Raw genomic sequence first — 26,350 nt, 5'->3', positions numbered from 1 at the left:
CTTTAATGAAAGAAATTTATGCAAGAATAATACCACAACTACAGATACTGTCAAGATCTGCTCTCAACAATCTTTTCTTGAATATTTCTTGGCACTTCTTCATAATGACTAGGTTCCATATAATAAGTAGCTCTCCCTTGAGTCATTGACCGCAATATTGTTGAATACCCTGGTAATTCAGCCAAAGGAACTAAAGCTGTAATAATTTGAGCTTTTCCACGAGTTACAGTTCCTTGAATCTGGGCACGTTTTGCTGATAGGTCTCCAATTACATCTCCCACAAAATCTGGCGGTGTTGTTACCTCTACCTTCATAATTGGCTCTGTTAGTGTAGGATCTGCCTGTTTTGCTGCAGATTGAAATGCCATTGAACCAGCAATCTTAAAGGCTACTTCGGACGAGTCAACATCATGATAAGTTCCATCATATAGCTCAATTTTAATATCTACCATTGGATATCCTGCTACAATTCCTCTTTCCGCAGCTTCTTTAATTCCTTTTTCAATAGCTGGTACAAACTCTTTAGGAATTGCTCCACCTTTTATCTTATTTTCAAAAACAAACCCTGTACCTCGTTCCTGAGGTTCAATACGTATAAAACAATGCCCATATTGCCCTCGTCCACCAGACTGCTTAATATACTTTCCTTCTGCTTGAGCTTTTTCTCTAATTGTCTCTTTATACGAAACTTGTGGTTTACCAACATTCGCTTCGACATTAAACTCTCGTTTCATACGATCAACCAAAACCTCCAAATGCAATTCGCCCATACCCGATATTATCGTCTGACCAGTATCTTCATCAGTTTTAACTCCAAATGTTGGATCTTCATCCATTAATCTACGGAGCGCCTGTGACATTTTTTCCTGATCTTGTTTAGTCTTTGGCTCAATTGCTAAAGAAATTACTGTTTCTGGAAAAGAAATTGTCTCTAGTAATATCTGATGATCTTTATCCGTTAATGTATCGCCTGTACTAGCATTTTTTAAGCCTACTAACGCCACTATTTCACCCGCAAATGCCTCTTTCACGTCTTCTCTAGTATTTGCATGCATGAGTAATATGCGTCCCACTCTTTCTTGCTTATCTTTGGTAACATTATTAATGTATGAGCCTGATTCCAATTTTCCTGAGTAAATCCGAGCGTAAGCAAGTTGCCCAACATGTGGATCCAGTTGAATCTTAAACACTAAGGCAGAAAATGGCTCATCCTTACTTGGTTTACGCACAACACTTACTCCCGTTTGCGGATCTTTACCTTCCATCGGTGGTACATCTTGTGGTGAAGGAAGATAATCTATTACAGCATCAAGTAGAGGTTGGATGCCTTTATTTTTAAGGGAAGATCCGCAGTAAATAGGAACTAATTTATAAGCTATAGTAGCTTTTCTTAGTGCACTTTTTATATCTTCCTTACTTATTTCTTCTCCATTAAGAAACTTCTCCGTTAAAGTGTCGTCTGTTTCGGCTACCTGCTCAATAAGTATCTTGCGATACTTCTCTACCAGCTCTTGCATATCTGTGGGGATATCTACCTCTTCGTAACTTGCATCCATATCACTTCCAGACCAGATCAAAGCTTTTTCCTCTAATAAATTAACCATCCCTTTAAAGTCATTTTCTGCTCCAATTGGCAACATTACAATCGCTGGATTTGCCCCCAAACGATCAATAATATCCTGGACTGTTGCAAAAAAGTCTGCTCCAACTTTGTCCATTTTATTAATAAAACAAACTCGAGGAACTTTATATTTATTAGCCTGATTCCAGACAGTCTCTGACTGACTCTGAACTCCTTCTTCAGCGTCTAATACAGTTACCGCTCCATCCAATACGCGAAGCGAGCGCTCAACTTCAGCTGTGAAATCAACGTGTCCTGGGGTATCTATAATATTAATACGTACATTTTTCCAAAATGTTGTTGTAGCAGCAGAGGTAATAGTGATTCCTCGCTCTTGCTCTTGCACCATCCAGTCCATGACAGCTGCGCCTTCATGGACTTCGCCAATTTTATAGGTTTTACCAGTGTAATACAGAATTCTCTCAGTTGTTGTAGTTTTACCCGCATCAATATGGGCAATAACTCCAATATTTCGAACTCTATCTAACGGAAAATCGCGTGTATTCTTGTCTGCCATGGCCTTACCAGCGGAAATGTGCGAATGCTTTGTTTGCTTCAGCTACTTTGTGCATATTCTCTTTCTTTTCTACTGCTCCACCTTTATTATCTGCTGCATCCAAGAGTTCTGCCACCAACTTAGCTTTATATGTTCTATTCTCAGGACCTGATCGAGAATTTGCAGCACCCACAATCCAGCGCATTGCTAAAGATAATCGCTGCCTGGCACTTACGGAAACTGGCACCAAGTAAGAAGCTCCCCCCACTCTCCGAGGACGAACTTTTTTAGTTGGACCTACGTTTTCAATAGCAGCTTCCAGTATGACTATTGGATCTTTTTGCTTATCTTTGCCGGCAATCAGCTCTAAAGCAGCATAAATGTGGCGTTCTACCACTTTCTTTTTACCACTTTTCATTGATGCATTAACTAGCCTTGTCACCATCTGGCTATTATAGATAGGGTCTGGCTTTGGCTCACGAATTTTTGCTTTTTTAGATCTTGGCATAATTTATTCTTCCTCCGTGGCTGACGCAACATCTGCTGCTGGTTGTACAGATTGCCTTGCTGGTGCTGCAGCATTAGATTGCCCACTCTTCTTAGTCCCATATTTTGAACGAGAAGACTTGCGACCAACCACACCTTCCAAATCTTGAGTACCACGAACTAAATGATATTTAACTCCTGGTAAATCTTTGACACGTCCTCCACGGACAAGCACAACATTGTGCTCACCAAGATTATGTCCTTCACCTTGAATATACGCTGTAATCTCTTGCCTATTAGAAAGACGTACTCTAGCTACTTTGCGAAGTGCAGAATTTGGTTTTTTTGGCGTCATTGTCTTAACCAACGTCACCACGCCTCGCTTTTGTGGGGCAGGAACTTCACGCGTTTTGCGAGTTAATGAGTTATACATTTTTCGCAAGGCCGTTGCCTTAACCTTTTTCTTAGGTGTTTTTCGACCATAGCGAACTAATTGATTTATTGTTGGCATAATTAATACTTAAACAAACGAAGGGTAATTTTACCAGAAAGCTCGTGTTTCCGCTAGAGTCTGCTAAAATATAGCTAATGAGCAAATATTATGTCACAACTGCAATTCCTTATGTAAACGCTGCTCCACACATCGGACACGCTCTTGAATTCTTACAAGGAGACACAATTGCTCGCTATCATAAATTACTCGGGCAAGAGGTTATGTTTCTCTCTGGAGGAGATGAAAACGCACTCAAAAATGTACAAGCTGCAGAAGTAGTTGGAAAAGCTGTGCAGGAATTTGTTGATGAAAATACAGCAGTATTTCTAGATTTAGCTAAAAAACTAAATGTTGAATACGATATTTTCCAAAAAGGAAGCGACGCAAAAATACATTTTCCTTCTAGTCAAAAGTTATGGGAATTATGTGCAAAAGCAGGAGACATCTATAGCAAGACATACAAAGGCCCCTACTGTGTGGGGTGTGAAACTTTCTATGATAAAGACGAACTCAATGAAAATGGCGAATGTTTTGAACACCCTGGAAAGGAACTTGAAGTAGTTGAAGAAGAAAATTATTTCTTCAAACTCTCAAAATATGAAAAACAACTAATTGAGCTAATATCTAATGATAAACTAAAGATCCTTCCTCAAACACGCAAGAACGAGGTACTCGGATTTCTAAAACAAGGGTTAAAAGATATTAGCATTTCTCGTTCAAACGAAAGAGCTAAAAACTGGGGAGTACCTGTTCCAGGAGACGATAGCCAAAGAATTTATGTCTGGTTTGACGCCTTAAACATCTACCAATCTGGAATTGGATTTGGCTGGGATGAAAAGTCATATAGCAAGTGGTGGCCTGCAGATATACACGTTATTGGCAAAGGAATAATTCGTTTCCACGCAGTTTATTGGATAGCATTTTTGTTATCTGCTGGGCTGAAACTACCTAAAGAAATCTTTGCTCACGGATATATTACCGTTGAAGGACAAAAAATGAGTAAAACTATCGGAAATGTTGTAGATCCATTTGAGCTTATAAAAAAATATGGAGTTGACCCACTTCGATATTATCTCCTAAGAGAGATTCCTAGTTATAGCGATGGTGATTTTAGCAGTAGTAGATTTCAAGAATTATACAATGCAGATCTGGCCAACGGGCTTGGTAATTTAGTTGCAAGAGTGAGCACTTTAGCGGCCAAAGCCAAGCTATCCATAAGTGATATTGAGCTTAAGCTGTATCCAGAAGTAGAAAGATATCTCAAAGTATACCGCTTTGATCAAGCTTTAGAATTTATCTGGAATGACAAGATAACTAGTCTAGATAAAAAAATAGACAAACGCAAACCATGGAAACTTGAAGGAGATAAGTTATCCAATTCATTAATGGATATAATTCTGGAAATTAAAATTATTGCCTACAACCTTAAGCCATTCTTACCTAGCACAGCAAATACTATTATTAAACAACTGTCAGGCACAATAACAAAAGGGGGAGTACTATTTCCACGATTAGAGTAATTATGGTACAGCGAATATTTAGACGTTACCCAGTTAAAACTCAAAGATTTATAGAAATTATCATTCCAGCTTTTTCATGGCTTCTCATAACTTTTCCTTTATGGTTATCATTTTGGCATCCAGCTGTGGTAGCTTACTTTATTATCACTTTCGATATCTATTGGTTCTTTAAATCGGCTACTCTCGCATACTATGCAATTCGCTCGTACCTAACAATGGTGGCGCATGGACGCATAGATTGGTTTAAAGAGGCAAAATCAGTTGCAAACTGGCAGGACATTAACCATGTAATTATTATCCCCGAATACAAGGAGCCATATAGTATTCTTGAGCAAACTATAAGCAACTTAACAAAGCAGACATTTCCTCTTAAATATATTTCAATCATCCTAGCCACTGAAAGTAGAGATAAAGAGGTTGAAGAGATCGGCAACCTTCTTAAGCAAAAATACGGGCATAAGTTTGGAAATTTCTGGATTACAAAACATTCTATACTCCCTGGGGAAATTGCCGGAAAATCATCTAATATGGCCTTTGCTGGTCGCTTCGCACATAAAAAGTGTAAACAGCTAGGCTGGGATGAAAGCTTAACAACTGTCACCTCAGCAGATGCTGATGCCCAACTACATCCTTCCTATTATTCCTACTTAACATACAAGTTTCTAACCGATTTAGACCGAGATTATCATTTTTATCAGACAGGTATTATGTATTATTCTAATATCTGGGAAGTGCCGCTTCCTATTCGTGTTATTAACACAATTGGAAGCATGTTCTCCTTATCACTGCTGAAACAAGGTAAAAGACTTATTAATTATTCAACCTACAGCCTTTCGCTCAAAACTGTTGCCGAAGTTGGCTTCTGGTCTGTTGATATTATTCCCGAAGACTATCACCTCTTCTTCAAGACCTATTTTGCTAAGGGTGAAAAGGTGCGTGCAATACCTATCTTCTTGCCAACATTAGTCCAAGCTGCACAGTCATCCACGCTCAAAAAAACACTTATCAACCAATACGAGCAACAAAAACGCTGGGCTTGGGGAGTGTCAGATTTACCAAACGTTATCAGAAACTATTTTCTTCATCCAGAGATAAGTATTATTGACCGCACCACTCGTCTTCTTTATGTACTGGAAACTCATATTATCTGGCCTACAAACTGGTTTATCCTAACACTAGGAAGTACTCTTCCAACTCTAGTTAACCCATATTTTGCTCGTACAGTACTAGGTCATAATCTCTCTCAGATATCCTCATTTATTCTAACTATAAGTGCAGTTTTACTTTTAATCGTAATAATTGTAGATACCAAAACCAGACCCAAAAGACCAGCTCATTTCCCTCGCTGGAAAGTTCCTTTTCTTTTTGTACAATGGCTTAGCTTACCAGTAGTTTCCTTCTTCCTTTCCGCTCTCCCAGGCCTTGACGCCCACACCAGATTAATGCTTGGTAAACGTCTGGAGTATAGAGTTACTGAGAAAGTATGAAACTATACATCATGCAGATAGTTTTATTTTTCTCTGGAAACAACTTTGACTTGGGTAATATCATGAAACCCATATGATCCATGCTCTCTGCCTAATCCTGACTCCTTATACCCTCCAAATGGGTTGCATGCCATAACATAGCTCGTGTTATTCAAGCTAACCATACCCGCTTGAAGTTTCATAGCTACTCGTTGAAATCTTTCTTTATCAGACGTAAATACATAAGACCCCAAACCATACTTTGTATCGTTTGCTAATTCTACTGCCTCTTCTTCTGTTTCAAAAGTAACGATTGGCAATACAGGTCCAAACACTTCTTCCGTCCATACTCGCATATTTTGCTTAACATTGGTTAACAAAGTTGGTTCATAATAAGCACCCTTTAATCTCTTAGGTATTTTCCCACCAATTTCTACCTTTGCTCCCTTAGAAAGGGCATCCCCCACTTGCTCTTCAAGCAAGTCTAATTGTCTTTGAGAAACAAGTGGACCCATTTGGGTTTTATCAGATTCGGCTTCTCCAATTATATTATTCTCAAAAATTTCTTTTAATTGCTTAAGAACTTGAGAATATACATTTTTGTGTACTATTAACCTTTTAAGACCATCACATATCTGTCCGCAATTCATAAATCTATTCATAACAATAGTTTCAATTACACCAGAAATGTCCGCATCTTCAAATATTACACCAGGAGCCGATCCACCTAGCTCCATGACAACAGGAATAAATTTTTCTGCTGCTACTTTATACAGGTACTTACCAGTATTAGTACTACCAGTAAAGCAAATTAAATCAATATTCTCATGTACTAGTTGATCTCCAACTTTCCCATCTCCATAAATAACATTAAACACGCCTTTGGGTAAAAGAGAACTTAACATAATCTCTTCCAGAGCTTTACTGAACAAGGGAACCTCTTCTGAACCTTTAAAAACAATCACATTACCAGCAATTAGGTTCTGACCACACTGCCACACAAAATTAGAAAAAGGAAAATTCCACGGAACTATAACAGCTGTTACTCCGTACGGTTCCCGATAAACAGCGTGAATCTCGTTATCATCTTCATATGTAACTTCGGGCGATAGATACGCCGTTGCATGATCTAAATACCAATCCAGATTTCTATTTCCGTACATAAAGTCTTCTCTTGATTCTTTGATCGGCATCCCCATTTCTTGAGAAGCCAACTTGGCTAACTTTTCAATATTTTTCTTATCCTTAAATAAATCAAATACACTCCGTAGAATAGTTATTCGCTCAGATAGTGGAGTTTCTTTCCATTGCAGTTTCGCAACTTGTGCAAGCGCAGCTGCTTCTCTAATCTCAAGCTTAGATGATATTTCAACCTCACCAATCACTTCATAATTCCTAGATGGATTTGTAGATACCAGTTTGCTCATATTATATTATATCAACATCCAAAAAACATAATACAATTAGAAAAGGACATAATCAAGCCTTAACTTAAATCAGTAAAAGGGTTATATGCTACTTCCCAGAGATACCCATCAGGATCTGCAAAATATCCTGAATAGCCTCCCCAGAAGACATCTTGTGGCTTTTTGATTAGTTTTGCACCAGCATTAAGTGCTTCTTTATATACCCTATCCACTTCTTCTTTTGAAACAACATTATGAGCAAGAGTTATGGGAGAAAGACCAGGATCGATGATCGGCAATGTAACATCTTTAATGAGCATGTCTTTGGGACACAATGCAAGATATGTTCCTTCCATTTCCAGCATTACATATTCATCTTTTTCGTTATAGCCATGCGGTTTAAATCCAAGTCCTTTAGAATAAAACTGAAGCGATTTTTCAAAGTTAGAAACACCCAAAGTGATGATGCTTATCTTTGCTTTCATTGCCGTTCTATAGTAAATGCCATGTAGTCTTTATCTTTATTCAATTGCATGAAAGAATTGTATCACAAACTTTATTAAAGGCCTTGCCTTTAATAAAAGCGCAAGACTCTCGCAAGGCTATTGATATATAATCAAAGCATGAAAAGTGTATATGTTATTCGTCATGCGCTTAAAGATTCTACTATTAGTCTTGTAAATCTAGTGAAATAATTGATAATTGATCAAACTTACATAACCAAGTTATAATCATATTAAAGGCAAGGCCTTTAATATGATAGATACCTAATTTCTTTAATTGCAATCTTCAAAACCTCATTATATTTTGGATCTGGTTTAATAATCTGTTCTAAATATTGCTCAAGTGTCAACATTTTGCTCTGGTCTACTACTTTTGCTAGAAACTCTATTCCATTTACATGATCTACTTCATACTGAATAACTCTCCCCAAAATACCGTCAGCTATAAAACTAAATTTCTTACAGTTAATATCTAGCACTTCAACCCTGGCAAGCAGCAATTCCAATAAGATCTGCATCATGCATTGTATCTGTTAAATCCTGAATAAGTGCTTCAAGTTTTTTACCAGAAAAATCCTTAATTTCAACATTTTTTGCCTTCAACCTAGGGTCACCAATCTGAACAGTTTTTCGTACAACCATACAAAGTTATTTTAACAGATCTATTAATTTAATCTACCAACACCCGGTGTTAACACCGGGTGTTAAATAAAAAACTCGTTAATCCTTCCGAAGATAGAAATAGCCCAGTATGATTCCTAACAGGATAAGGCCACCTATTGTTAAAGGGGAAACCCAGTTAAAAGATTTGCCATCTTCCTCAAAATCATTAAATATATCTTTTATCTCTGATCCTCTAACTTCTCCTTTGTTATTCTCTTTTTTAGTTTCTTTTAAAACTAAATTAGGCGCTTCATTCTCAGTTGTCTCTCCTAACACTCCAGGAGCAAAACCAGAAGCCGGTTGCCCAACAATAGATCCGGGAGCTCCAGAAGAGATTGTCACAGCAGTTGGTCCCACAAAATCACCTGGCATACATCCATTCCCTGCTCTTACCCAAAAATAGTAATCTCCTGTGCCCAAACCAGAAACAACATATACTACATCTTTTCCAATATTTGGATTCCCCCATTTAGGAGGAAAACTGGAGCTGTCGCTATATGCTAATAGGAAATAAGTAAAATTTCCTGTAGGTTTTCCCCAGCTTAGAGTAACTTGACCATCTTCAGGTCCAACCGCCCCGGTTAGCGTTCCAGGAACAGATGGCTTAGAGTCACCACATGTGTTATTTGAACTACTAGTTACCGTAACGGGTGCTTCCCCTACAAACCCTATGTTCAGATCAAATAAAGCCTGTTTTCCTTGGTATTCATTACCCGCAGTCTCATTCATAGCTATGTTAATGGTAAGAGTCGTTGTACTACTGCCAGAGACGTCCAACATCTTTACCTCACCTGCATCCCAGAAGTTTTGCAATGTCTTGCTATTACTTGCTCCATATAGATTAGTAGAATTCTGCTGAACATTAAAATACAACACGCCAGCCATAGCCCCTGTCTGACTAGTATTTATTGCCTGAAAACTTAGCTCCTTTTTATCTCCACTAGTATTATTTACTGTGATAGTTTTTGATACTACCAAACCCGGATACCAAGCTATTGTTGAAGCATATAGGGGCTCATCTAGGGTTAACTTTATAGATCCAGACTGTTTGGTTACTGCAGCTACTGGCAAAGCCGATACACCAAACAAAAATAAAAGTATTAATATATATATAATCTTATTCATAATTCTAAAATGGAGAACCTCCTCCAAACGATAGATTATATGCATTACAATATGTTGTTGATCCTACATTGATTGTAGCTAGTTCATAATTATTATCATAATCACCAGCGCTATTACTGCATAAGAAACCTAGAAGCATAAAGTCAGCAAGCCTATCTCCATCCACAGGAAATTCAGCAACACCCAAAGTGCCCAATCCATAATCCAAGATAGATATTGTCCCACTAGCATCGGTACTGTAATCAAAAACATCAAATTCATCGTCATCGGGCGGGGAATCATCGCCATCAGCTACATTGTTAGTGGCTCTAAAGTGAATATTACTACCAGCCTCGCTACAACTATCTGGTATAGTTGCATTCCCATTAGAATCAGATTGTTGATCCACTCCAATACTTGTTCCTATTGGACAAAAATAAACCTTAATAGATAGATTACCTACGTCCAAGCTCGAACTAAATGAACTAGCTGCCGCAATTAAATTGTTACTACTACTTGCTGATTCTGCAAAATATGAATTAGTTAACTCACTATGTAAACCTAACACAATTACACAAGCGATGGCTAAATGCGCTATTTTCTTCTTAAACAAGTGCTGTTTTAAACCAACCAGTTCCTGATAGACAATAACTGTCGATGGAATAATAATAAGCAGAATAAAACCGAGAGGTTGCTTTGTGAAAGAAACCAGATAACCCAACCATGGAATCTGTTTAATCTGTCTTCCTAGAATATTAGGATAATTAACTGGATTTGGATCCGCTACATTATTGGCATCTCCCTTGGTAATATATCTCTCACCCGAAGCTGTATTATGATATGCAAAGATTCGATGCGTTACCACTTCCTTGTCTAATTTATACGCAATAACATCGCCAATCGAATAAATATCTTTCTTTTCTGTAAGAATTAAGCTACCTTCGTGGATAGCAGGCTGCATTGAACCAGATTTAACCGCTAGTAGTCTGTATTTTGGTGAAGCATGAAATGTGGTAATAATCAAAAGAATTGTCGCAGCTACAACCAACACCGTTAAGCACCATTTGCTACCAACTACAACAATCTTCCATGTTTTAATCATTACTGGCTTGAATGCTGGTTTAATGTAAAACTAAATGTAATGTTTAGACTATCACCTTGATATTCATTTCCCGCCGTCTCATCAAGCTTCAAGTCTACATCAAAATTAGCAGACGTTGTTCCGGCTAATCCATCGGGAACTAAGTCAACTGAAGCAACATCATAGATCTCAAGAACATATGACTCCCAGCGGTTAAGTGTAATATTGCCACCTGCATCCAATAACAAACCCAATAAACTCCCATTCTCCAATCTTATCCCATATCCACCACTTTCATAACTGGTTGCACCTGAATTTCCCGTTATAGCTGCTTTGACATCAAAAGAACCATATAATAACTTGTCCACAATTATCTCTTCGTCGATATCTGGATCAGCATTACTATCTAACATCGGTAACAGTATTGGTAACGGTAATCTCAACATGATCCGCATCCACGCTGCCTTCATTACCTATATCATATGGATTCTGGTCTCCTGTAAAGACATCACCCGGAACAGCCCCGCTCACATTAAAATCAATATCCACCGGAGTACCAATTTCTAGTGTACCAGCTGTAACTTTATTATTTGAGCTAGTTTCTTGATCACTAAAATATGCAGCCGTTGCCCCGGATGCAAGAATAATAAGTATAATCAATAAAAATAGCCTCCTTATAACGCTCATATCTTCTACCTTAGGTTTAACATTTTAGGTTCACATTGTCAAAACCACAACTTAACAAAGTAAGCGAATATAAGGTTAAGCTCAACTCGAATATTAGCTCAAAAGGTCTGACCTTCTGAGCTAATTAATGCACAGCTTGACATTTTCAAATAATTAAAAAATACTAAAGATAGTTTAGAAGACTGCAATATTGATCATGGCTAAGAAGAGAAATTTATTAATAGGAATTGTGGGGATAGCTTTCGGTCTGTTTGCCCTTTATATGGGCCTGCCAGATGTTACAGAAGGCATTCTGTATAGACTTAACCCACCAGAATATGTACCAAAGGGCTATGTACTCACTAAGAACTACCAGAAACAACAAACAGAAGATGGAGAGATTTTTATTTCTAAACTCGAGAAAGGTGATAAGGAAATCCAAATAACACAAATGAATAAGTTTGACTGGTCATGTAATGGTCCAACCAAGACTGTTGTTAATGCTGAAATTTGCTATTTTCAAAGAGAAGGCGCAAGCCCAGAATATGACCAAATCTTTTATGATAAATTCGAAAGTACAATACAAATTTTTACAAACGATAAAAGTTTAAGCGATGATGATTTGGTTACAATAATTGCAAATTTTTAGCTTTTTTTATCTCTGTTCAATTTATTTTTCTTCTTTTTGACGTAAAACATTAAATTTGAACTCAAAAGGTCAGACCTTTTGAGTTTATTCTAGCAGTAATTCAGAAATTAGCGCCACTTTATTAGTTGGAAGAGACATAAACTCCTGATAACTACTATACATGTCTCCTGAGCTACCTTGATCAAACCAACTAAGTATACGCTCTGGTTTTACCCATAACTGGTTTATTTGTCCCAAGTAATTCGGCAAAGAACTTGGTTTTTGAACTCGCAAGGTCTGACCTTTTGAGTTCAATATAGCTTGTGCGTGAATGTAGTAAGAGAGATGAACTAATTGTTCATCACTTATAACTAATACTCCTTTATATACTCCCTGAAACAAAGGTCCTACTCGATTGTATTTCTTGTTAATATACATTGTAAAACGAGTCATAAGTGACTGCATAAATTCCTGTATAGCCTTACCGTCTGTTTGATATAGTAATAGATGGAAATGATTTGGCATCAAGCAATATGCTAATAGTGAAACTCTGTCTGCGTAATTTTTTATCTCCAGTTGTCGAACTAGCTTTTCTCGCTTCTTGTAGTCAATATTCAGATCAGACAGTTGATTTTGGATACCCCTTTTATCTATTGGCGATAGATACTCTTTTAAATAGCTTAAAAACACTAAATAGTCTACCTTTTCCAGAAATATTATCCTCTTTTCAACCCCACGGTTATAACAGTGATAGATGCTATCAGTTACGTACTGTTTAACACGATTCTTAGAAGGCATTTTACCTAGTATATCATATTTAAACTCGCAAGGTCAGACCTTTTGAGGTTATTTTTATTGTGTTGGGGTGGGAGAGGATGAGGGACTGAATTTTGGCCAAATACCACAACCACGCACAGGTGCTGTTCCTTTGATGAAGTATTCATACCTTCCATAGCAAGGAATTCTCACTACATCATCAGGTTGGGCTGGAGGTAAAGCTTCTCTGTCTTCCAAAAGATAGTCCATAACACGACGCCAGATTGGTGTTGCGCCCGTAATACCTGAGGTTAAAGTGGGATGCATGGGTGAGTTATCATTATTACCTACCCAGACCACTACTACAAAATCTTTGGTATATCCAACTGTCCAGTTATCTCTTTTTTCATTAGAGGTCCCTGTTTTAACGGACACATATTTACCTGGAATATGTAGTAGTGAATTAACACCAAATGCACGGCTTCGAGACGCGTTATCTGCCAAGATATCAGAGATTATAAAAGCTGCACCTTCAGGAATTACCTGCTCTTGTTTACGATCAATTGCAAAATCATCAAGAGATTTTCCTTGAAAATCTTCAATCTCTAATACTGGTAACAGCTCCATTAATTTACCCCCATTTGCAAATACTCCATAAGCTTCGGCCATATCCAACATCGTAACTTCTCCACCACCCAATGTTAAAGATAAGCCAAAGCGCGAACTATCTTCCCAGCTATCTATCCCCATAGCTTGTCCTTGTTCAACCATGGAAGACACTCCAATTTTGTCTAAGACTTTAACTGCAGGAATGTTGTATGAATTAGCTAGAGCCCAACGTAGAGGCACAATTCCATGAAAACGGCCATCATAGTTAACTGGACTATATACTTTTCCATTTGGTTGAACATAGCTAATTGGGCTATCGTTAATTAATGTAGCTGCAGTCATTCCATTTTGCAGTGCTGCAACGTAGTTTATCGGCTTAATTGATGACCCTGGTTGCTGCAACGATGTTGTTATATTAACATTTCCATCATTTAATTCATCATAGTAATCACGCGATCCAACCATTGCTACAATTTCACCCGTCTCTGGCTTTGTTACTAAAACAGCAGCATTTCCTACATTTAAACGAGCAAGTTTTGCTAGTTCTTCTTGAACTATCTCTTGCGCAACATTTTGCAGATCTAGATCTAAAGTAGTAGTGATTTGCAGACCTCCTTGCTCTACAATACGAGGACCAAGTAGATCGTCTAATACTTGTTTTGTATACATAACAAAATGCGGTGCACTTATTGTGTTACCTGGTTGTGTAAAGTTTAACTGTTCTTGCTTAGCTCTCTCGCGCTCTTGTTCAGTTATATATCCCATTTGAAACATCTGGGAAAGAACAAGTTCCTGGCGCTTCTTTGCAAGCTCTGGATTGGCACCAAAGGGGGAATAGGTAGTTGGGGCAGCAGGTAGACCCGCCAATAGCGCTGATTGAGCAAGTGTCAGCTCAGTAACATCTGTACCAAAATATTTTTCTGAAGCCGCTCTTATTCCCCAGGCTGTTCCTCCGTATGGGACATTATTTAGATACATCGACAATATCTCATCCTTAGAGTAGATAATCTCTGCCCACGAGGCAATCACAACTTCTTTTAATTTACGCGAGATAGTTGTTTCAGGTGTAAGTAATGTATTTTTAATCAGCTGCTGAGTTATTGTTGAGCCTCCTTGTAATTTCTTATTAAGAATAATCTCTCTAGCTGCTCGAAACATTCCTCGGAGTGAAAAACCCAAATGATGGTAAAACTCCTGGTCTTCTACCGCAATTGTTGCATTAACAATATCTTGAGGAATCTTGTCTAAAGCTACCGGACGCCTATCTATGTCAGCATAGAGCTCATATAACAATTTACCATTACTATCATAGAACTTTGTTGTAGCTGGAAGCTTCATCTGAGATAACGTATGTGGATCGGGTAGTTGGCGTAACCAACTCACAACTATAAACGGCACTCCCACAAATAACATAGTAAATATAACTCCCAATACAAACCACCTTAGCGACTGAAAACTCAAAACCAATCTGGTTCTTTCTATTTTAGGTTTCTTTTTTTTCTTAAAATAGAATAGCTGCAAAAGCAGCATACCAATATATCTTATAGGTCTAAAAACTAAATCTATAATCCTGCGCACTACTCCTCCAATTAATATTAGAGCGTACGCCAATAAATAGAGCAATCTATATGTTATTTTCCACAACACATCCATTAGAGTAATATCTGGACAAAAGAATTAAGGGTATTCTACCATGAATTATAGGATACTTATTCTGGTGCTTTTTCTGTAAGAATAGTTGGAGACTCTGGCGGAGGACAATCTACACAATACGGTTTACCTGTTATATCGTAAACTATACTTTTTTCCTGCTGCTCAATATTCTCGGAAGGTGTATCACTTGTTGCTAATCTACCTGTTGTCTTATCTATATTTACAACTCGGCGCAGATTTTCCACATCAGTAGGCTCTGTTCCTTTTATAAAATACTCAAACCGCGTTGGGCAGGTTTCCCCTTCACTAGAGGGTAAGTTTGAAGACAGAGTGCAAATACTTCGGCCAATTACACCACTAGGTATTGCAGGCCAAGTTTGCTTACTGTCTACAAGCAAATTCGTCATAATCTCATTCCATATAGGAGCCGCACCTGTAACTCCTGAAACTACATTTCGATTCATTGGAGAATTATCATTATTACCAACCCAAGCTGCTACTAAATAATCTTGATTATAACCAATGGTCCAGTTATCTCTTAAATCATTCGTCGTTCCAGTTTTAACAGATACTTCAGGATGACCACGTACTACCAACTCGGAGTTAGAGCCAAAAGCAGAAGAGCGTGCACCATTATCATATAGAATATGAGAAATTATAAAAGCCGTTTCACGAGACAGCACTCTTTTTCCAACAATTTCTAGTTGAGAAACTACATTTAAGCTCTCTTTATCTTGTTCATATATTATTTCTCCTTTATTGTCTTTAACTCTTAAAACATAAATTAAGTCTTTTTTTATTCCTCCGTTAGAAAACACTCCAAATGCTTCAGCCATGTCTATCATAGTAACTTCTCCACCACCAAGGGTTAGGGATAAACCATAACGCGATGTATCCTTAAATGTATCTATGCCCATCGCAGACGCTGTAGCTATCATTGTTTCCAAACCTATATGATATAGAGATTTAACAGCTGGAATATTATATGAATTGGCTAGAGCAAACCTGGTATATGTTATGCCATGAAACTGTCCATCATAGTTCTGTGGACAATACACCTCTTGGTTGGGTACCGTAAAACAAGTTGGCTCATCATGAATGGGAGAAGCTGCTGTTAGTTTTCTTGTCTCAATTCCAGTTGCATACATAATGGGCTTAATTGATGATCCTGGTTGACGAAGTGCTGTAGTTACATTAAACCTACCTGAATCACTAGCTAAATAATCACTCGAACCCACCATGGCTAATATTTCACCAGTTGCTGGGCGTGTTACTAGCGCAGCTCCATTACCTACGTCGTACTTGGCAATATCAGCCACTTCTGAAGCAACAATTTCTTCTGCCATCTCCTGAATAGATAAATCCAACGTTGTGGTAACGCTAATTCCGGCTTTTTCTATTACTTGCTCTCCATATTTCTCAGCTAACTTTTCCCTCACAAACATCACAAAATGTGGAGCCCTAATACCTGTACGATTCTCTGCAAATTTTATCTCTTCTGCCTTAGCTTTATCCGCTTCTTCTTCTGTAATGTAACCTTCCTCTACCATGCGATTCAACACTAGTTTTTGACGATCACGTGCTAGTTCAGGATTGTTCCCAAAAGGAGACACCCTTGTTGGAGCAACCGGCAAACCTGCCAGTAGTGCTGATTCTCCAAGCGTTAAATCAGCAACCTTTTTATTGTAATAGCGCTTAGCTGCTGACTCAACACCCCAAGCCGTTCCTCCATATGGGACTGTGTTCAAATACATCTCCAGTATTTCTTCTTTAGAATATAGCACTTCTGCCCATAGAGACAGAGCTATTTCTTTAAGCTTGCGAGTAATGGTACGTTCAGGAGTAAGCAACGTATTTTTCATCAATTGCTGAGTTATGGTTGACCCACCTTCTAACCTACCTTTAGTAATACTCGAACTTGCCGCACGCAAAATTCCACCAACTGGATTTATTCCTGGGTGATGATAAAAATCTTTGTCTTCAATAGAAATTGTGGCTTGCTGTAAGTATAAAGGGATCTGTTCTAATGGTACAACTGTCCGGTCCTGATCTGTAAAGATCTTAAATAACAGCTCTCCTTTGCGGTCATAAATCTTGGTAGTTTGTGGCAGGTCATATGAATAAAGATCAGAAGGTGAAGGTAGGTCTTTTAAAATCCAGGTGTACAATACTACGCTTATCGCCACCATAATTACTACAGCCAAGATGATGTAGATACGAAACTTTTTATTTAGCTTCCTAAAGATGCTAAAATTAAACTTGAATTGTTTCATTAGTATATTTCTAATTTTAGCATGCAAACACCACTAACACTGAATGGCAACTGGGTTGATTTAATAATCATCGCTGTTCTTACTATATATATACTCGATGGAGTGAGAAGAGGCCTAATACTAGGCCTATTAGACCTACTTAGTTTTACCTTCTCATTTTTTACCGCCATTCAGCTGTATGATTTAGCAGCTGTATTGTTGCAAATTAACTTTAATTTACCACTTGGAATAGCTCATGCTCTCGGATTCCTATTTGTGGGATTTGCCACAGAGCTTATCCTCTCGCTCACATTGCGTAGATTAGTCGTATTGATTCCATTTGAGTGGAGAGCCAATCAAACAGTTAAAGTTTTAGGGGTCCTGCCTGCCATCACCAATACGGTTATTATCACTGCCTTTATACTCACACTGTTTATCACTTTACCCATTCAAGGGTCAATTAAGAACACCATCTTAATCTCCAAACTTGGTGGACCACTTGTACGAAATACCCAAGGTATTGAAAAACAGCTCAATACTGTATTTGGCAGCGCTGTTGAAGAAACACTGACCTTCCTTACAGTTCAACCAACTTCTGAAGAGACAGTCGAGCTACACTTTACTCAAACCGAAGTATCAATTGACGAAGCTTCAGAGCGCAAAATGTTTGAACTAATAAATCAAGAACGAACCGAGAGAGGTATTGCTCCTCTGGAATTTGCCCAAGGCAGACTACAAGACCTAGCTAGAGAGTATTCCAAAGATATGTTTGCTCGTGGCTATTTTTCCCACTACAACCCGGAAGAGGAATCACCATTTGACCGCATGAAGAATGCCGGCATAAATTATCTTGCTGCTGGAGAAAATCTAGCCCTAGCCCCAACCGTCACTCTAGCTCATCAAGGGTTGATGAATTCGCCCGGACACAAAGCTAATATTCTATCCCCGGACTACGGAAAAATAGGTATTGGAGTTATTGATGGAGGCATCTATGGCAAAATGTTTGTCCAAGAGTTTACAGATTAGTTTTGTCCTTTTGCCATAAGGAAGTTTTTGTCATATAATGACATTCATGGTTTTAAAAAAGAAGGCAGAAGCAGCACCTAAGGGCAATAAAGAAAAAATCATCGTTAAGTTTCATCTAAATGACAACGACACTGGTTCACCCGAAGTTCAAATCGCACTTCTTTCTCATAGAATTGAGAGTGTCAGTAAGCACCTTACAGACAACCCAAATGACAAACATACACGCAGAGGATTATTGGGGATTATCTCAAAACGCAGACGTATGTTAAAATTCCTTGAAGGAAAGAGTGAAGAAAGATATAAAGAAGTAATTAAGAAAGTAGGACTGAAGAAATAAAAAATAATCCTCTATCCCACTCCAAATGAAAATAATTAAAAAAACAGCAAACATTGGTGGACGTGAAATGTCACTAGAAATTGGCCGTTTTGCACACCAAGCAACCATGGCCGTTTTAGGTCAATACGGTGACACCCAAGTATTAGCTACTGTTATGTCTTCTGTGCCCAAACGTGACCTCGGCTACTTCCCATTGTCTGTGGACTATATGGAAAGACTGTATGCTGGAGGAATCATCAAGGGATCCCGTTGGATGAAAAGGGAAGGAAGACCAACTGATGAAAATATTCTTACAGCCAGACTCATTGACCGCTCAATCCGACCGCTATTTCCTAGTACATACAAAAATGATGTACAAGTTATCGTAACTCTGCTATCCACAGATAAAGAGACCGATGCAGATGTTTTGTCTATTATTGCAACATCCGCTGCAATTGCCGCATCTTCAATACCCTGGGACGGGCCAGTTGGAGCAGTTCGAATGGGTTACATTGACGACAAACTCGTAGTCAACCCTTCTATACAACAGCGTGATTTAAGTAGTCTTGATTTAGTTGTATCTGGTTTTCCTGATCGAGTCCTTATGCTTGAAGGGGGCGCCAACCAAATAGCTGATGAAGTATTTATTGAGGCAGCTAATGCTGCACTTATCCAATCCGACAAAGTTATTAATCTAATAAACGAATTAGTAGCTGAAGTAAAACCAACCAAACAACCAATTCCTGAGGGGATTGATGAAGAGCTCATTTCGCGTATGGAAAAAGAATTCATGGGAGATATAAACAAATTGGTAGAGCAAGCAAATAAGCTTGAGCGTAAAGACGAAAATGCCATGATTGATGGAATTGTCGAACAAGCCCACGCTCGATTTGAAGAAGAATTTGAAAAAAAGGATATTGCTCAGGTTGTAGATAAACTTCGTAAAAAACTACTTCGTAAAAATATTTTAGACACAGGTATACGCGTAGATGGTCGCAAAACCACCGAACTTAGGCCATTAAGTTCGGAAGTTGGAATATTAACTCGAACCCACGGATCAGCAGTATTCCAAAGAGGAAACACCCAGGCATTATCTGTCACAACTCTAGGTTCCGCTGGAGAAGAACAATTGCTCGAATCTGCTAATGGTGAGAGTAAAAAAAGATACATGCATCACTATAGCATGCCACCATTTTCTGTTGGAGAAACTGGGCGATTTGGCTTCCCTTCGCGTCGAGAAATAGGACACGGTGCACTGGCGGAGCGAGCAATTATACCTGTATTACCTTCGCCGGAAGAATTCGCGTACACAATTAGAGTTGTATCTGAAATACTCTCATCCAATGGGTCAACATCCATGGCATCAGTTTGCGGATCAACTTTATCACTGATGGATGCAGGCGTACCTCTTAAAGCGCCAGTTGCTGGCATATCTACTGGAATTATAGTCGAAAGTGACGATAAATATGTTCTACTTACAGACATTATGGGCATTGAGGACTTTAATGGTGACATGGACTTTAAAGTAGCTGGAACAAAAAATGGAATTACCGCTGTACAGCTCGACGTAAAAATCAAAGGCCTAACCCCCAAGATGATAAAAGAAACGGTAGAAAGAGCAAAGGAGGTACGTATACAGATTTTAGAACACATGGCTACAACACTAGCTCAGCCCCACGAAACAGTTTCTCAATATGCTCCACAAGTACAGCAACTGACCATACCTGAAGAAAAAATCGGCGCGCTTATTGGACCAGGCGGATCAAATATTAAAGAAATAATAGCTACTTTTGAAGTCGACGTTAACGTTGAAGACGACGGAACTGTTAATATATCTGGTTTAAATAGCGAAAAAGTAAAACAAGCATCAGATCACATTCAAAATATGATGCGCGAACTTAAAGTAGGAGATAAATTCAAGGGAACGGTCAAACGAATTGTTCCATTTGGCGCATTTGTCGAAGTATTACCCGGAAGAGAAGGATTAGTCCATGTCTCTCGTATGGCAGACAAGTACGTCGAAGATCCAAGTGAAATTGTTAAAGAAGGAGACATAATAGACGTAACTCTATTTGAAATTGACGATCAAGGTAGAATTAATCTAACCATGGTAGACAATCCAAAAAAAGAAGAAGAAGATCGCCGACCACCAAGACGTGACAATAACAGACGCGACGGTTATCGTGGCGGTAATCGCCGAAACAACTACTAACTCTAGTATAAGCGAGACAAGGCGAGGACTTTCATGTAATGAATGGCCTTGCCTTAAGTAAGCAAATCAAAAGTAGAAATCTACCACAAGAATTAAACGTACTCATTCACGATTTAACAAAGTAAGCGAGTATAAGGCTAAGCCCTTCATGAAATGGAAGGCTTAGCCTTTAATAAAAGTAGAAATCTACTATAAGGATTAAACCTAGCTCTGGTCGTATCTAGGTCAACATCTACAAAAGTAGAAATCTACTATAAGGATTAAACCTGAATAGTGCCGTTTTGATAATATGATATCTACAAAAGTAGAAATCTACTATAAGGATTAAACTGTAGTGGTACAAAATGGGCATGGAATCTACAAAAGTAGAAATCTACTATAAGGATTAAACCCCAAATAGAATTCAAGCCGGTCAAAATCTACAAAAGTAGAAATCTACTATAAGGATTAAACTGGTCCCCATACTTGTACCCATCCAATCTACAAAAGTAGAAATCTACTATAAGGATTAAACATTTTCTAAAATAAGAAAGCTCGTAAATCTACAAAAGTAGAAATCTACTATAAGGATTAAACTCAAAAGTATTGGAAGACACTCATTTATCTACAAAAGTAGAAATCTACTATAAGGATTAAACTTTGCATCCCCCAAGTCTGCACCCCTATCTACAAAAGTAGAAATCTACTATAAGGATTAAACAACCGAAAAAAATACGACAGATAAAATATCTACAAAAGTAGAAATCTACTATAAGGATTAAACTACTTATCGGAGGTAGAGGAGATACCCATCTACAAAAGTAGAAATCTACTATAAGGATTAAACAACGGATTGATGGAAGCTGTGCCTAAAATCTACAAAAGTAGAAATCTACTATAAGGATTAAACTAGGTAAGTATGGAGTAGTCACTGTATCTACAAAAGTAGAAATCTACTATAAGGATTAAACAATTGACCCTACGCAGGCAGAAGATCACTATCTACAAAAGTAGAAATCTACTATAAGGATTAAACTTTACAGTTTTTGCACCAGCTTCTAAATCTACAAAAGTAGAAATCTACTATAAGGATTAAACTCAGTCATGTTCAGATGGAGCAAGGACAATCTACAAAAGTAGAAATCTACTATAAGGATTAAACATGAAACGGCTACGCGGTGAGCATAGCATCTACAAAAGTAGAAATCTACTATAAGGATTAAACCTTTGCCTATCTCGTGAAGGGATTGATATCTACAAAAGTAGAAATCTACTATAAGGATTAAACTGAGCTCTCTGGCGATAAACATTTTAAATCTACAAAAGTAGAAATCTACTATAAGGATTAAACCACGAAAGGGTTGATATTACGCGGAGAAGATACAACCAGCAATTCAAAATAATTCTGGGACTTCTCCACGATAAATATCATGTTTTCCTTATATTTAAGCTCCATACTTAAGTTTAATCCCTCTGTCCCAAAAAAATTAAGACAAAGGTTTACAATAATCTTTACAGTCGGCTTCTACCTTTAGCCGAAATATTATTTCAAGGAGCGACACACCGTCACCCAAAGTATACAATACTTTCTTCTTCATGGACAGCAGAACCATATCTTTTAAGACCCTTCATACACCCATTACACACCTGAAGTACATAAATGCTGTCGGTCTTCTCAAAATTCTTTTTATATGAGTGTTCTATTTCAGTCAATATATTATTGATAACACGCCTACTATTTCTGATTTTAAAAACAGAATACTGAATACGATCCCCATACTGCTCCAGAAATCTAGAAAATTTAGCTCTTCTCTTATCATCAGAAAAATCATAAGACACAATAATCATTTATAGCTAAATTCAGTAAAAGAGTATTTGACAGGATTAAGCATATACCGATAAAAATTGAGAATAAAAATATAAATATCTTCCTTATTCTCCATAATCAACTTCAGCCAAATATCTGCATACTTCTTTCGCATATCAAAAGACTTAATCCTAAAGCTTCCCTGACTGAACTTAAAGTCTTTTTCATTTATAACCTTGAGGTTGTACTGTTTTATTAGATGCCGATCAATAAGCGGCCGAAGCGGTTCCATCAGATCGCAGGCTAATGATTTACGCTGAAAAAATAGTTGATGGTAAATACCCTTATAGGTATCAAATCCAAATAATCGCAACATACCATCGATATAATTAAACATAAAAGTATAACCAATATCCAAAAGCAAATTTGGAATATCCGGCTTTGTGCGTGGAGATCTTTTATACCAACCTACATCTTTAAATATAACTGAAAAATATATACTAGCAAAATTACCTTCAATTCCACGGATAGAATCTATGCTCCGCGCTTGATCAACTTTGAGTAAGTAATCATCAATTATATATTTTTGGCGCTGTATCTTTCTGATAACTGTTGCTTGATTTGCAATCTTATTTTTAACCAATTTCTTGCTAAACTCTAATTCTTTCTTCTCCGAGAACATATATTGAACTGAACGAAGCATGTAATTACCCTCAGCCTCCGAGGATATTGAACTATAAACCTTAAAAGAATCATCCATAAAGTAAATAGATATTCCATGCTCAGCAAGTTTCTTTAGCAAAACACTAGTCAAGCTAATTTGACCAATTATAAATATTGCCAACACCAAATGTATGCTTATCCTGTCTACACATTTGTCATCGCGATAGAGACATACATTGCTATTTCTAAATTTAATAGTATCGCTAAATTCTTCTCTGGAAGAAATAAACAGTATCTTTTTTTCACGTAAATCTGGTAAAGTTAACATTATTTAAAAGCGCACAAGTTATTATATATACATTTTTCACATTTTAAGGGAGAGATAGAGAGCAAAACTGCATCTTTCGATCTAAAATTACGAATCTGTTTGACTGTATCTTTCAAAAAATTCAGATCCTCTCCAGAAGGAAACGCAATAGGATAATTCTTATTATCTACCAATGAGTGGAAACATAATTTATTTACTTGATATCCCATTTCTTGCATGCATAAACACTGCGCAAAAAGCTGTAATTTATAACCTGAATATATTTTGGTTATTTTATATTTTCGTTCAATAAGTGATTTTTGCTTGCTGTCATATAGATCAATCTTTCCAACTAGTCCATATTTTTGACTATAGATATCTTTTCCCTGAATGATATATTTAGAAGTAGAATAAGTCTTGTTGTCTATTCTCGCATGGTTAATAGAGCCTCTTTTTTGAAACTTTGAGTGATAAGTTGAGGTATCAAAATTCTCATAAATAGAATGTAAATAAATAGAGTAAGGGCAAAAGATAAAGTCGTTTAACTTTGATATTTGAATATAATCATCCACAATGAAAGATTATAACACACCGATAGTATTTAACTACAGGTCTTGTTTAAGTAGCGGTTTAAAAATAATGTTACTTATTATAATCCTCGTTCATTGTTTGATTCGTTCCAATCTTTCTTATTCCACTGACTATATGTTAATTCATCCCATTCTTGCAATGTAATCTTTAAATCTTTACTCTCAATTCCTTTTTTAGTATATATTTTCTTTCTCAACTTTTCACTTCTGATTTTTTCAAAAATCATGAGACCTTTCCTTGCGATGTTATATGCGCCATTCGCATCGCCATTGTTAATTTTTTGAACTTTTGGTGGAAGTGTTGAGAAGTGACACTTAGGGCAAGAGATAATATCTTCCTCATTTGTGCGATTTCGGATGTTCAGAATAATATTGAACACTTCGATAAAAACTGAATATGAAAAATGATTCTCTTTTATTGCTATATTCTCTTTACTTGTTTGATAAAATGCTTTGAAAATTTCTTTCAACTTTATCGTTGGGTCATATTTCCTATACCAGTCACTTCTGATCACATCAGAATAAATATATTCCATATTATTCTCCTGATCGTATAAATCTCTATTACTATATAACTCAGTTTTATTATTCATCCTATACTCGTAATTCCAGTTATATTCAATTCTGAATCGATCTTTCTTCTTTTCAAAGAATACTTTCAAATCGCCATTCTTTATCTTCTCTCTGAGGTTTTCTCTGTTGTTAAAATCACTAACTCCTCTTTTTCTAAAGCCACAATTTGGACAAGTTTTTGAGGTGAATTTTGCATCGGTGTAAAAAAGTGCTCCCATTTGATTGCCCCAGGATTTTATAGCTCGATTTTTCTCAGTCAATTGCCGTGCGTTTCTTACTCCTTCTGGTGTTTTTTCAAGTACTAAATAATTCAATTTATCGACTAGGGCATTCTCCAAACGCTGATAAACGCCTTTCTCAATTCGTATGCTGCGATCTTTTTTAAAGCCATGATTCAATTCTTCAAGACAGATAAAAGCATCGTTATCAACCATCAACTTCGCGATTTCATTTACAACATTTGAAATATATCCTTGCTTCAAGTCTTTTATACCTTCAATTTTTGTCCAGGATCGGCGCGCTATCATTCGCTCCCTTTCACGGATATCTAACTTGTTACGATAATTTATCGGTTGCCGAACACCATCAATGACATTTGAACCCATTGTATTCAGAGTTTTTGGCTCATCAATAATTGTTCCAAATTGATCAAGTAAGCAATAATAAGCTAGTTCTTTTTCACCTCTGTCTATGCCAATTATTTTTACATCTTCGTTCTCCTGAATATACTCGTGAACTTTACGATTTACGCTTCCACCATCATTGATATTGTTTAACACAATTGGCAGATGGAAAAGTATCTGATTCCCTGTGAACCGTCTCTTTTTATTCGGAAGCTTATCCGTTTTCGGATTCTTCAATCTTTTCTTTTCCCATTGATCAACCTTGTAGTCATCGATCTTTTCTCTGAAAAATACTTCCGCACCACCAGAGAGTTTAAAGATGGGATTCTCTTCATTTTCTTTTGAAAATAGTTCTTCAAAATACAGTGTGTGAAGGTTTTTCTTGCTATTAGGATTTTTATCAGGAGAAAAATCTTTACTATAGATTTGGAATAATGCTTTGATTTTCGTATCGTTTGAATTTTGCTTAACCGCATTAAAGCTAATTTTATAAAAAAACGGCTCTAATTTTGTAAGCTCGTAAACCATTTTATCTACGCCTTTGAAATCTTTTCGCTTAGGAGTTTTACCAAATAATTCACCAATTTTATTAACTAGATAATCAGCTTCTTCATTAAAATTAAAAATATTTCTAAAATTTTTTCTCAGAATTTCTAAAACGACCTTCTTTTTATCAGCTTTTCTATATTCGTCGTACGTTGTTCCTGTTTTACCTGTAAACAGTCTATCTATTTGTTCCCTAGTAATCTCAAAATCAAATAAACCACTTGTACGATCTTTTTTTATTTTTTTTATGTATGTTTCAGCCTTTGGAAAAGCGGCAATTAATTTCTCATCTATTATTTTATCAA

The 26,350-nt window shown here is 37.1% G+C and carries 24 protein-coding genes and 1 CRISPR repeat array; of the genes, 6 read left to right on the top strand and 18 right to left on the bottom strand.

From position 1 onward, the window contains the following. Positions 1-50 precede the first annotated feature (50 nt). The 3 genes from fusA to CO050_01915 are packed head-to-tail and all read right to left on the bottom strand — an operon-like array spanning position 51 to position 3,114. Complete coding sequence (fusA, locus tag CO050_01925; GenBank protein PJC31826.1) at positions 51-2,138, bottom strand: elongation factor G; 2,088 nt, start codon at positions 2,136-2,138, stop codon at positions 51-53. Positions 2,139-2,142: 4 nt separating this feature from the next. Next, the gene (locus CO050_01920; GenBank protein PJC31825.1) at positions 2,143-2,625 is read right to left on the bottom strand and encodes a 30S ribosomal protein S7; all 483 of its coding nucleotides are present in this window, start codon (positions 2,623-2,625) and stop codon (positions 2,143-2,145) included. Between the two features lie 3 nt (positions 2,626-2,628). Beyond that, a complete protein-coding gene (locus CO050_01915) occupies positions 2,629-3,114 on the bottom strand; it encodes a 30S ribosomal protein S12 (protein PJC31824.1) in 486 nt (161 codons plus the stop codon). Positions 3,115-3,191: 77 nt separating this feature from the next. Here CO050_01915 and CO050_01910 point away from each other — a divergent pair, with 77 nt between their 5' ends. Continuing rightward, positions 3,192-4,616, top strand: coding sequence for a methionine--tRNA ligase (locus CO050_01910; GenBank protein ID PJC31823.1), 1,425 nt, complete (start codon positions 3,192-3,194; stop codon positions 4,614-4,616). Between the two features lie 2 nt (positions 4,617-4,618). After that, positions 4,619-6,103 (top strand): hypothetical protein, encoded by a 1,485-nt coding sequence (locus CO050_01905; protein PJC31822.1) that lies wholly within the window; start codon positions 4,619-4,621, stop codon positions 6,101-6,103. Positions 6,104-6,126: 23 nt separating this feature from the next. On the opposite strand, the gene CO050_01900 is transcribed toward CO050_01905, so the two are convergent. The 8 genes from CO050_01900 to CO050_01865 form a co-directional block, all read right to left on the bottom strand. Next, positions 6,127-7,509 (bottom strand): aldehyde dehydrogenase, encoded by a 1,383-nt coding sequence (locus tag CO050_01900; protein PJC31821.1) that lies wholly within the window; start codon positions 7,507-7,509, stop codon positions 6,127-6,129. Positions 7,510-7,568: 59 nt separating this feature from the next. Beyond that, positions 7,569-7,973, bottom strand: coding sequence for a glyoxalase (locus CO050_01895; protein PJC31820.1), 405 nt, complete (start codon positions 7,971-7,973; stop codon positions 7,569-7,571). A 266-nt stretch (positions 7,974-8,239) separates the two neighbouring features. After that, the gene (locus CO050_01890) at positions 8,240-8,512 is read right to left on the bottom strand and encodes a hypothetical protein (GenBank protein PJC31819.1); all 273 of its coding nucleotides are present in this window, start codon (positions 8,510-8,512) and stop codon (positions 8,240-8,242) included. Further along, positions 8,472-8,633: a hypothetical protein gene (locus CO050_01885; protein ID PJC31818.1), complete on the bottom strand. Its 162-nt coding sequence runs from the start codon at positions 8,631-8,633 to the stop codon at positions 8,472-8,474. The genes CO050_01890 and CO050_01885 overlap by 41 nt, the downstream gene beginning before the upstream one ends. Before the next feature lie 78 nt (positions 8,634-8,711). Continuing rightward, positions 8,712-9,779 (bottom strand): hypothetical protein, encoded by a 1,068-nt coding sequence (locus CO050_01880; protein ID PJC31817.1) that lies wholly within the window; start codon positions 9,777-9,779, stop codon positions 8,712-8,714. 4 nt (positions 9,780-9,783) lie between these two features. After that, positions 9,784-10,860: a signal peptidase I gene (locus CO050_01875; protein PJC31816.1), complete on the bottom strand. Its 1,077-nt coding sequence runs from the start codon at positions 10,858-10,860 to the stop codon at positions 9,784-9,786. Further along, a complete protein-coding gene (locus CO050_01870) occupies positions 10,860-11,252 on the bottom strand; it encodes a hypothetical protein (protein ID PJC31815.1) in 393 nt (130 codons plus the stop codon). Before CO050_01870 ends, CO050_01875 begins: the two co-directional genes overlap by 1 nt. Then, on the bottom strand, positions 11,242-11,526 hold the full coding sequence (locus CO050_01865; GenBank protein PJC31814.1) for a hypothetical protein: 285 nt from the start codon (positions 11,524-11,526) through the stop codon (positions 11,242-11,244). Before CO050_01865 ends, CO050_01870 begins: the two co-directional genes overlap by 11 nt. 196 nt (positions 11,527-11,722) lie before the next feature. Between CO050_01865 and CO050_01860 the strand changes: the two genes are divergently transcribed. After that, a complete protein-coding gene (locus CO050_01860) occupies positions 11,723-12,154 on the top strand; it encodes a hypothetical protein (protein ID PJC31813.1) in 432 nt (143 codons plus the stop codon). A gap of 84 nt (positions 12,155-12,238) precedes the next feature. Here the strand turns inward: CO050_01860 and CO050_01855 are convergent, their stop codons facing one another. From CO050_01855 to CO050_01845, 3 genes are read right to left on the bottom strand one after another with little or no spacing between them, the layout of a single operon-like run. Continuing rightward, entirely contained in the window at positions 12,239-12,931 is a 693-nt protein-coding gene (locus CO050_01855) for a hypothetical protein (GenBank protein ID PJC31812.1), read from the bottom strand. A 54-nt stretch (positions 12,932-12,985) separates the two neighbouring features. Further along, positions 12,986-15,151 (bottom strand): penicillin-binding protein, encoded by a 2,166-nt coding sequence (locus tag CO050_01850; GenBank protein ID PJC31811.1) that lies wholly within the window; start codon positions 15,149-15,151, stop codon positions 12,986-12,988. Positions 15,152-15,207: 56 nt separating this feature from the next. Further along, complete coding sequence (locus tag CO050_01845; GenBank protein PJC31810.1) at positions 15,208-17,424, bottom strand: penicillin-binding protein; 2,217 nt, start codon at positions 17,422-17,424, stop codon at positions 15,208-15,210. A gap of 21 nt (positions 17,425-17,445) precedes the next feature. Between CO050_01845 and CO050_01840 the strand changes: the two genes are divergently transcribed. Genes CO050_01840 through CO050_01830 form a run of 3 tightly spaced genes read left to right on the top strand, consistent with a single transcriptional unit; the run spans position 17,446 to position 20,957 of the window. After that, positions 17,446-18,429, top strand: a complete 984-nt coding sequence (locus tag CO050_01840) for a hypothetical protein (GenBank protein ID PJC31809.1) — start codon at positions 17,446-17,448, stop codon at positions 18,427-18,429. 46 nt (positions 18,430-18,475) lie between these two features. Continuing rightward, positions 18,476-18,766 (top strand): 30S ribosomal protein S15, encoded by a 291-nt coding sequence (locus CO050_01835; GenBank protein PJC31808.1) that lies wholly within the window; start codon positions 18,476-18,478, stop codon positions 18,764-18,766. Positions 18,767-18,791: 25 nt separating this feature from the next. Continuing rightward, positions 18,792-20,957: a polyribonucleotide nucleotidyltransferase gene (locus CO050_01830; protein PJC31807.1), complete on the top strand. Its 2,166-nt coding sequence runs from the start codon at positions 18,792-18,794 to the stop codon at positions 20,955-20,957. A gap of 168 nt (positions 20,958-21,125) precedes the next feature. Then, positions 21,126-22,287: a CRISPR direct-repeat array (repeat unit 36 nt; unit sequence ATCTACAAAAGTAGAAATCTACTATAAGGATTAAAC). Between the two features lie 215 nt (positions 22,288-22,502). Here CO050_01830 and cas2 read toward each other — a convergent pair. The 4 genes from cas2 to CO050_01810 form a co-directional block, all read right to left on the bottom strand. Continuing rightward, positions 22,503-22,784: a CRISPR-associated endonuclease Cas2 gene (gene cas2 / locus CO050_01825; GenBank protein PJC31806.1), complete on the bottom strand. Its 282-nt coding sequence runs from the start codon at positions 22,782-22,784 to the stop codon at positions 22,503-22,505. Further along, positions 22,781-23,734 carry a CRISPR-associated endonuclease Cas1 gene (gene cas1 / locus CO050_01820; protein ID PJC31805.1) on the bottom strand — a complete coding sequence of 318 codons (954 nt, stop codon included), beginning with the start codon at positions 23,732-23,734 and terminating at the stop codon, positions 22,781-22,783. Before cas1 ends, cas2 begins: the two co-directional genes overlap by 4 nt. Further along, complete coding sequence (cas4, locus tag CO050_01815; GenBank protein ID PJC31804.1) at positions 23,734-24,288, bottom strand: type V CRISPR-associated protein Cas4; 555 nt, start codon at positions 24,286-24,288, stop codon at positions 23,734-23,736. The genes cas1 and cas4 overlap by 1 nt, the downstream gene beginning before the upstream one ends. Positions 24,289-24,362: 74 nt before the next feature. Further along, positions 24,363-26,350: hypothetical protein (locus CO050_01810; protein PJC31803.1), on the bottom strand; the 1,988-nt coding region annotated here is incomplete at its 5' end.

Source organism: Candidatus Roizmanbacteria bacterium CG_4_9_14_0_2_um_filter_38_17, from assembly GCA_002788855.1.
Classification (GTDB): domain Bacteria; phylum Patescibacteriota; class Microgenomatia.
The sequence above is the reverse complement of the archived record's forward strand: the minus strand, read 5'-3'. Positions and strand labels throughout refer to the sequence as shown.

Coding starts and splice junctions, on each gene's coding strand:
- cas2 (PJC31806.1), bottom strand. CDS start 22,784: ATGATTATTGTGTCTTATGATTTTTCTGATGATAAGAGAAGAGCTAAA.
- CO050_01855 (PJC31812.1), bottom strand. CDS start 12,931: ATGCCTTCTAAGAATCGTGTTAAACAGTACGTAACTGATAGCATCTAT.
- CO050_01910 (PJC31823.1), top strand. CDS start 3,192: ATGAGCAAATATTATGTCACAACTGCAATTCCTTATGTAAACGCTGCT.
- CO050_01900 (PJC31821.1), bottom strand. CDS start 7,509: ATGAGCAAACTGGTATCTACAAATCCATCTAGGAATTATGAAGTGATT.
- CO050_01865 (PJC31814.1), bottom strand. CDS start 11,526: ATGAGCGTTATAAGGAGGCTATTTTTATTGATTATACTTATTATTCTT.
- CO050_01860 (PJC31813.1), top strand. CDS start 11,723: ATGGCTAAGAAGAGAAATTTATTAATAGGAATTGTGGGGATAGCTTTC.
- CO050_01875 (PJC31816.1), bottom strand. CDS start 10,860: ATGATTAAAACATGGAAGATTGTTGTAGTTGGTAGCAAATGGTGCTTA.
- CO050_01920 (PJC31825.1), bottom strand. CDS start 2,625: ATGCCAAGATCTAAAAAAGCAAAAATTCGTGAGCCAAAGCCAGACCCT.
- CO050_01880 (PJC31817.1), bottom strand. CDS start 9,779: ATGAATAAGATTATATATATATTAATACTTTTATTTTTGTTTGGTGTA.
- CO050_01895 (PJC31820.1), bottom strand. CDS start 7,973: ATGAAAGCAAAGATAAGCATCATCACTTTGGGTGTTTCTAACTTTGAA.
- CO050_01840 (PJC31809.1), top strand. CDS start 17,446: ATGCAAACACCACTAACACTGAATGGCAACTGGGTTGATTTAATAATC.
- CO050_01850 (PJC31811.1), bottom strand. CDS start 15,151: ATGGATGTGTTGTGGAAAATAACATATAGATTGCTCTATTTATTGGCG.
- CO050_01830 (PJC31807.1), top strand. CDS start 18,792: ATGAAAATAATTAAAAAAACAGCAAACATTGGTGGACGTGAAATGTCA.
- CO050_01835 (PJC31808.1), top strand. CDS start 18,476: ATGGTTTTAAAAAAGAAGGCAGAAGCAGCACCTAAGGGCAATAAAGAA.
- cas1 (PJC31805.1), bottom strand. CDS start 23,734: ATGTTAACTTTACCAGATTTACGTGAAAAAAAGATACTGTTTATTTCT.
- CO050_01845 (PJC31810.1), bottom strand. CDS start 17,424: ATGAAACAATTCAAGTTTAATTTTAGCATCTTTAGGAAGCTAAATAAA.
- CO050_01915 (PJC31824.1), bottom strand. CDS start 3,114: ATGCCAACAATAAATCAATTAGTTCGCTATGGTCGAAAAACACCTAAG.
- fusA (PJC31826.1), bottom strand. CDS start 2,138: ATGGCAGACAAGAATACACGCGATTTTCCGTTAGATAGAGTTCGAAAT.
- CO050_01870 (PJC31815.1), bottom strand. CDS start 11,252: ATGTTAGATAGTAATGCTGATCCAGATATCGACGAAGAGATAATTGTG.
- CO050_01890 (PJC31819.1), bottom strand. CDS start 8,512: ATGATGCAGATCTTATTGGAATTGCTGCTTGCCAGGGTTGAAGTGCTA.
- CO050_01905 (PJC31822.1), top strand. CDS start 4,619: ATGGTACAGCGAATATTTAGACGTTACCCAGTTAAAACTCAAAGATTT.
- CO050_01885 (PJC31818.1), bottom strand. CDS start 8,633: ATGGTTGTACGAAAAACTGTTCAGATTGGTGACCCTAGGTTGAAGGCA.